The organism is Massilia sp. NBRC 108631 (assembly GCF_059704565.1).
The window spans coordinates 23,323-29,688 of record NZ_BAAKJE010000247.1; the positions used below are offsets into that span (position 1 = coordinate 23,323).

The window sequence follows — 6,366 nt, forward strand, 5'->3', positions numbered from 1 at the left end:
ATCCCAACTTGCCATTTCGTATATGCATAGTCGCAAAGCGCGATACCAAAGCCGGTATCGGTCGCCAAAAAAATGTGATTGGTGGCGCGCGCACGGCAGGCCTAAGCTGGCTGCGCAATGCACAAGAAGTACCACCATAAAAAATCAAACGGAGACCTTATGAAAAAGCTACTGGCACGCCTGTGCCTGGCGCTGTGCGCGCTCGCCGCCCCCGCCACCCACGCCATCAGCCTTGGCGGCCTGCAGAACGCCCACGATCCCGGCACGCTCACCAAGGACGGCGACACCTGGTTCAACTTCACCACCGGCACCGGCATCTGGTATTCGAAATCCACCGACATGGTGAACTGGCAGGGCGGCCCGGCGCCAGTGTTCAGCAGCTACCCGTCCTGGATCGCGGCCAAGGTGCCCAACTTCAGCGGCTCGTTCTGGGCGCCGGACGTGATCCACATGAACGGCTACTACTACCTGTACTACTCGGTGTCCACCTTCGGCACGTCCACCTCGGCCATCGGGGTGGCGCGTTCAGCCTCGCTGAAAAATCCCAGCTGGACCGACCTGGGCATCGTGGTGGAATCGTTCGGCGGCGCCAGCGAAATCAACGCCATCGACCCGGCCCTGTTGCGCGACCATGACGGCAAGGTCTACATGTCCTACGGCTCCTTCTTCGGCGGCATCGGCGTGGCCGAGATCAACCAGGCCACCGGCAAGCTGGCCGGCAATGTCACGCCCATCCTGGGCGGCGGCCATGCCGATATCGAAGCGCCCTACATTGTGCGTGAAGGCGGCTACTACTACCTGTACGTGAACCGGGGCGCCTGCTGCAAGGGGGCCGACAGCACCTACTACGTGCAGGTGCAGCGCGCCACCAGCGTGACCGGCCCCTACACCGGCACGCGCACCATCCTGCCCAATGTGGACGGCAAATACAAAGGCCCGGGCCACGTCGGCGTGCTGAAACAGGACGGCTGCAACTTCGCCTCCATCCACTACTACGACCTGAACGACGGCGGCAACGCCAAGCTGGACATCCAGCGCCTGACCTACAGCGGCGGTTGGCCGGTATTGACCCGCAACTTCACCGACTTCAACGGCTGCGGCGGCCTGAGCGACGCGCGCTACGTGCTGACCTCGCGCCTGAGCGGCAAGGCATTGGCGGTGGCCGGTTCGTCCACCGTCAACGGCGCCATGGTGCAGCAGCAAAGCTACAGCGGCGCCAGGAACCAGCAGTGGTACGCGGTGGCGCACGGCGACGGCCAGTACAGCTTCATCAACGCCAACAGCCTGCTCAGCCTGGACAACTACGGCAACTCCAGCAGCGCCGGCACCAATATCGCGCAGTGGGGCTACTGGGCCGGCAACGGCCAGCACTGGAGCGTGAGCAGCCCGGCCAGCGGCTACTACGTCGTGAAGAACTTGCTTAGCGGCATGGTACTGGATGTCGCCAACAAGAGCACGGCGGAAAATGCGCAGATCATCCAGTACACGCAAAACAACGGCACCAATCAGCAGTGGACGCTGACGCGCCCCTGATGCGCGTGCAGCCAAGGGCAACTCCCTGCTTGCAAGCTTGACTTTCCAGCCGGTTCTGTCACATTGAAGCTTTACCGGCTGGCGAATTCGACCATGTACGCCCGCACCATTTTTCTTGCCGCCGCGCTGTGCTTCCAGGGCGCAGCCACGCAGGCGTGCAGCCTGACCATGGCGCCCGAAGCCTGGCCTCCCTACATCTTCATCGATGCGCGGGGCCAGCTGTCGGGCCTGGACTACGAGCTGGTGCAAGCCATCATGAAGCAGGCCGGCTGCACGCTGCGGGTGGCGACCGAGCTGCCGGCGCTGCGGCGGCAGCTGCTGTTCCGGCAGGGCCAGATCGACCTGATGCTGGCCGCCTCCGACACACCCGAACGGCGCGCCTACGCGCGCTTCAGCACGGCCTACCGCAATGAAACCGTGGGCCTGTTCACCAGCCCTGAAAACGCCGCCCGCCTGCGCGACCTGGCCGGCTTCGACGCCATCGCCGCGCGCGGCCTGTCCCTGCTCGCGCCGCGCGCGGGCTGGTACGGCGACAGCTATCAGCAAGCCATCCCGGCACTGGAGGCAGCCGCGCGCCGCAGCACCTTCGCCACCTTCGAGCAAGGGCTGCTGATGTTCAAGGCCGGACGCGGCGAATTGATCATGGGCGACGCCGCCGCCGTGCGGCATGAAGCGCGCCGCCTCGGCGTGGCGCTGTCCGCACTGCCGTTCGTCCCCTTCCGCGCGCCGGTGCACCTGATGCTGAACGCGGCCAGCACCACGCCGCTGCAGCTGGAGCGCATCAACGCCGCCATCGCGCACCTGGAACAGACCGGCGCACTGGCCGCCATCCGCACCCGCTACGGTGTGCGCTGAGCAGCCCGGCAGGCGTAGCATGGACCTCCCGATACGCACATCGTGGAGTGAAAAATGCTGAATCGCATGTTGCTCGCAAATTTGCTGGCAGTCCCGCTGCTGGCCCTCGCAGCCCCCAGCTACCGGGCGCAAGTCCTCGGCCCGTATGCGAGCGTGGACGTTTCCTGGTTTATCAATAACAGCGGCATGATCGCCGGCACCGTGGGCGGCAAGCCCAGCGCCTACGTCAACGGCCAGCTGCAGGTGCTTGGCTCGCTGGGCGCGGCCAATGGGGCCGGCCAGGTGCTGGGCCTGGCCGAAGACGGCACCGTGGTCGGCATTGCGCACGACGCGGCGCGCGTGCAGAAGGCCTTCAAATGGAAGGCCGGGGTGATGACCAATCTCGACCCAGGCAGCGCGCTGGTCTCCGCCGCCTACGGCGTGAACGACCTGGGGCAGGCGGTAGGACACCGCAACGGCACCCCGGCCCGCTACGCCAACGGCATCATCGGCACGGTGCGGCTGCCGTCGAACTTCATCGGCTCGGCCATCGCCATCAACAATGCCGGGCAGATCGCCGGCCATGCCCAGATCAACAATGGCTACAACCGCGCCTGGTTCCAACAAAACGGCGTAACCACCGTCATCAGCGACAACCAGGGCTTCACGCACGACATCAGCGAAGCCGGCACGGTGACGGGCCACATCAACACCGGGCCCGGTGTGGAAGGTTCGCAGACCGCCTTCAAATACCGGGACGGTGTGCTGGAACTGCTGCCCGGCCTGGGCACGCGCAGCTACGGCTGGGCGGTCAACGCGCATGACAGCATCGTCGGCTACTACCTGCCGCTGCTGGAACCGCAGTGGCCGGCCGCCTTCCTGTATGCAGACGGCCAGAGCTACCGGCTCGACAGCCTGCTCGATCCGGCGCTCGGCCTGTCGGTGCGGCACGCCTACGACATCAACGACAGCAACCAGATCGTGGCGGTGGGCCGCACCACCCGCTATGGCGACGATGTGCTGATGCTGCTCTCGCCGGTGCCCGAACCCGGCGCGTGGCTGATGCTCTCGGGCGGCCTGGCCCTGCTGGCGTGGCGCGCGCGCCGGCGCCGGTGGCCCGGGCAAACGCCGGCCGGTCGCCTGCAAACTTGACATTCCGGGCAGTTCTGGCACATTGGGGTTTTAACGCTAGCGGCATAAACATGAGCGGACGCACCCTATTGCTGTCAGCGGCACTGTGTTCCCTGGCAGCTTCCGGTAACGCCTGCAATCTCAAAATGGCGCCGGAGCCCTGGCCGCCCTATATTTTCATCGACGAGCGAGGCGGCTTGTCCGGGCTGGATTACGAGCTGGCGCAAGCTATCATGAAAGAAGCCGGCTGCACGCTGCAGGTGCAGATGGCGCTGCCGTCGCTGCGGCGGCAAATGGAGTTCAGGCAGGGCAAGCTGGACCTGACGCTGGGCGCCTCGGAAACCCCCGAGCGGCGCAGCTTCGCCCGTTTCAGCCTGCCCTACCGCAATGAGACCGTGGGCCTGTTCACCAGCCCCGCCAATGCGGCCCGCTACCGCAGCCTGGACGGCTTCGAAGCCATCCTCAGGCAGCGCATCATGCTGCTGACGCCGCGCGGCGGCTGGTACGGCGACAGCTATGCGCGCGCCCTGCCCCAGCTCGATGCATCCGGCATGCGCAATCCCTTCGGCAGCTACGAACTGGGGATGCGCATGTTCAAGGCCGGCCGCGCCGAAGTCATCATGGGCGACAGCGCCGCGCTGCGCCACGAGGCCCAGCGGCAAGGCGTGACGCTGGCGGCCGTGCCCTGGGTACCGTTCCGCGCCCCGGCCCACCTGATGCTGAACGCCGCCAGCACCAGCGCGGCGGACCTGGCGCGCATCAACGCCGCCATCACGCGCCTGGAGCAGAACGGCACGCTGGGCGCCATCCGCGCGCGCTACGGTTTGAACTGACCGCTGCGGTGCTGGCGCCGGTAGCGCCGCTCGGCCTCGGTCAAATGGCTGACCAGCAAATGCGAAATGATGTTGATGCCGACGCCGGCGAACAGCGCCGGCACCAAGTACAGCGCCAGCGAAATGCCGGACGCGAACAACTGGTCGTCCAGCAGCGAGGGCGTGTGCGCAGTCAGTTCCGCCAAGCGGCGCAATACCGCCACGTTGACGCCGGCCAGCACGACCAGGCTCAGGCCGAAGCCGAAGATGGCCGGGCGCGACAAGGCGCGCTTCCACATCATGTAGCCGTAGATCGCCGCCGGCAGCAGCAGCGACAGCCCGATCAACAGGAAAAAATCCAGCTCCACAAACACCGATTGGTTCACTGCCATGATCGCCTCCCAAGCCTCGCCGTTCAGGCGATTATAGACAAGGCCGGCCCGGCCGCTGTGTCGCGCAAGAACATGAATGTAAGCAAAGGCAACCGGGCCCATCAGCAACCGGCGGCACGCTATTTGCGCTGGATCAAGCCTAGCTCAGATAGGCCGGCCGGCGGGTCCGCGCTCTCCTATGCTGATCGGGCAGACGCCGCCATGGCCATACATCCGGGAGACCACCATGTTCAGGAAACTTACAGCCGCCACGATCGCCGTGGCGGCCATGACGGCGGGATGCGCCTCGTCGCTGGGCACGTTCTACAACCGGCCGGTGGTGGAGGACAAGGTGGGCGAGGCGCTGTCCACGGTGTCGCTGTCGGCCGACCGCCGCACCATCGTGGTGTCGCAGCTGCCGCCCGGCTCGGCCAAGCCGCTGTTCTGCGCCGAGCCGCCGCCGGACACCGCCACCGGCCTGAAAACCAGCCTGGACACCTCGCTCAAGCTGCCGTCCAAGGGCGACGCCTCGCTGAAGGACGCGTTCGACAGCAACGTCACCGTGCTGGCCGCCCGCAACGCCCCGCTGGACGCCTTCCGCACCGGCGTGTTCTCGCTATGCCAGTACTACATGAACGGCGCCATCCGGGCCGACCAGGTGCAGCCGATGTTCGAGCGCCTGGTGGTCATGTTCGAGGCCACCCAGAGCCGCCTGCCGCCCACGCCGCTGGCGCCGACAGCACCGGCTTCGCCGGCCAGCGCGCCGCCGAAGCCGGAAGGCGGGCGATGAATCAGTTGAACTGGCTGAAGTCCGGCTTGCGCTTCTCGAAAAAGGCGGTGAAGGCTTCCTTCGCTTCCGGGGCCAGCAGCATCTGGCCGAACAGCTGGCCTTCGGTTTCGATCACGGCTTGCACTTCGCTGTTGCGGCCGGCCTTCATCAGGCGCTTGGTGTTGCGGACCGAGGTGGCGGGCAGCGCGGCCAGCTTGGCGGCCTGGCCTTGCGCGTAGGCCAGCACGTCGGCGGCCGGCAGCACTTTCGAGACGATGCCCATGTCGTAGGCTTCCTGCGCCAGGAACGGTTCACCCAGCATCAGCTTTTCAGCCGCGCGTGCGTGGCCGGCCGCTTGCGTCATCAGCAGGCTGGAGCCGAACTCCGGGCACAGGCCCAGCTGCGCGAACGGCACCGAGAACTTGGCCGTGTCGGCCGCGTACACCAGGTCGCAATGCATCAGCAAGGTGGTGCCGATGCCGATCGCCGCGCCGGAAACGGCCGCCACCACCGGCTTGCTCGAGCCGCTCAGCGCGCGCATGAACTGGAACACGGGACGGTCGGTAAAGGCGGCGCCGTCGGCCGGCTTGGCGGTCTTCAGGAAGTCGTCCAGGTCGTTGCCGGCGGTGAAGATCTCGGGTTTGCCGGTGATCAGGATGGCGCGCACCGAGGCGTCCTGCTCGGCGTCCCTGATGGCATCGGCCATGGCCTGGTACATTACCGTGGTGATGGCGTTCTTGCGCTCCAGGCGGTTGAACTCGATGGTGAGGATGCCGTTGGCCTTGCTGCTCAGAATATCCATGTTCTCTTTGTCTCCGTCGTACGTGAAAAAGGGGCGTGAAAAAAGGCGCCGGGGTTGTGCCGCGGCGCCTTCAGTTAGCTATCAGCGATGCTTATACGCGTTCGATGATACCAG

The 6,366-nt window shown here is 66.0% G+C and carries 7 protein-coding genes; 5 read left to right on the forward strand and 2 right to left on the reverse strand.

The genetic code is table 11. From position 1 onward, the window contains the following. Positions 1 to 159 precede the first annotated feature (159 nt). From AC6H42_RS26920 to AC6H42_RS26935, 4 genes are all read left to right on the forward strand, one after another. Positions 160 to 1,533, forward strand: coding sequence for a family 43 glycosylhydrolase (locus tag AC6H42_RS26920; protein ID WP_497549342.1), 1,374 nt, complete (start codon positions 160 to 162; stop codon positions 1,531 to 1,533). Positions 1,534 to 1,626: 93 nt separating this feature from the next. Then, on the forward strand, positions 1,627 to 2,388 hold the full coding sequence (locus AC6H42_RS26925; protein ID WP_497549343.1) for a substrate-binding periplasmic protein: 762 nt from the start codon (positions 1,627 to 1,629) through the stop codon (positions 2,386 to 2,388). Positions 2,389 to 2,442: 54 nt separating this feature from the next. Next, positions 2,443 to 3,519: a PEP-CTERM sorting domain-containing protein gene (locus AC6H42_RS26930; protein ID WP_497549344.1), complete on the forward strand. Its 1,077-nt coding sequence runs from the start codon at positions 2,443 to 2,445 to the stop codon at positions 3,517 to 3,519. Positions 3,520 to 3,644: 125 nt separating this feature from the next. Further along, complete coding sequence (locus AC6H42_RS26935) at positions 3,645 to 4,331, forward strand: substrate-binding periplasmic protein (protein ID WP_229418368.1); 687 nt, start codon at positions 3,645 to 3,647, stop codon at positions 4,329 to 4,331. Here AC6H42_RS26935 and AC6H42_RS26940 read toward each other — a convergent pair. Beyond that, entirely contained in the window at positions 4,316 to 4,702 is a 387-nt protein-coding gene (locus AC6H42_RS26940; RefSeq protein ID WP_157201173.1) for a hypothetical protein, read from the reverse strand. The genes AC6H42_RS26935 and AC6H42_RS26940 overlap by 16 nt on opposite strands. 226 nt (positions 4,703 to 4,928) lie before the next feature. On the opposite strand from AC6H42_RS26940, the gene AC6H42_RS26945 reads away from it, so the two are divergent. Further along, positions 4,929 to 5,471 carry a hypothetical protein gene (locus tag AC6H42_RS26945; RefSeq protein WP_157201174.1) on the forward strand — a complete coding sequence of 181 codons (543 nt, stop codon included), beginning with the start codon at positions 4,929 to 4,931 and terminating at the stop codon, positions 5,469 to 5,471. Position 5,472: 1 nt separating this feature from the next. On the opposite strand, the gene AC6H42_RS26950 is transcribed toward AC6H42_RS26945, so the two are convergent. Continuing rightward, positions 5,473 to 6,252 (reverse strand): enoyl-CoA hydratase, encoded by a 780-nt coding sequence (locus AC6H42_RS26950; protein ID WP_057158260.1) that lies wholly within the window; start codon positions 6,250 to 6,252, stop codon positions 5,473 to 5,475. Positions 6,253 to 6,366: the final 114 nt, after the last annotated feature.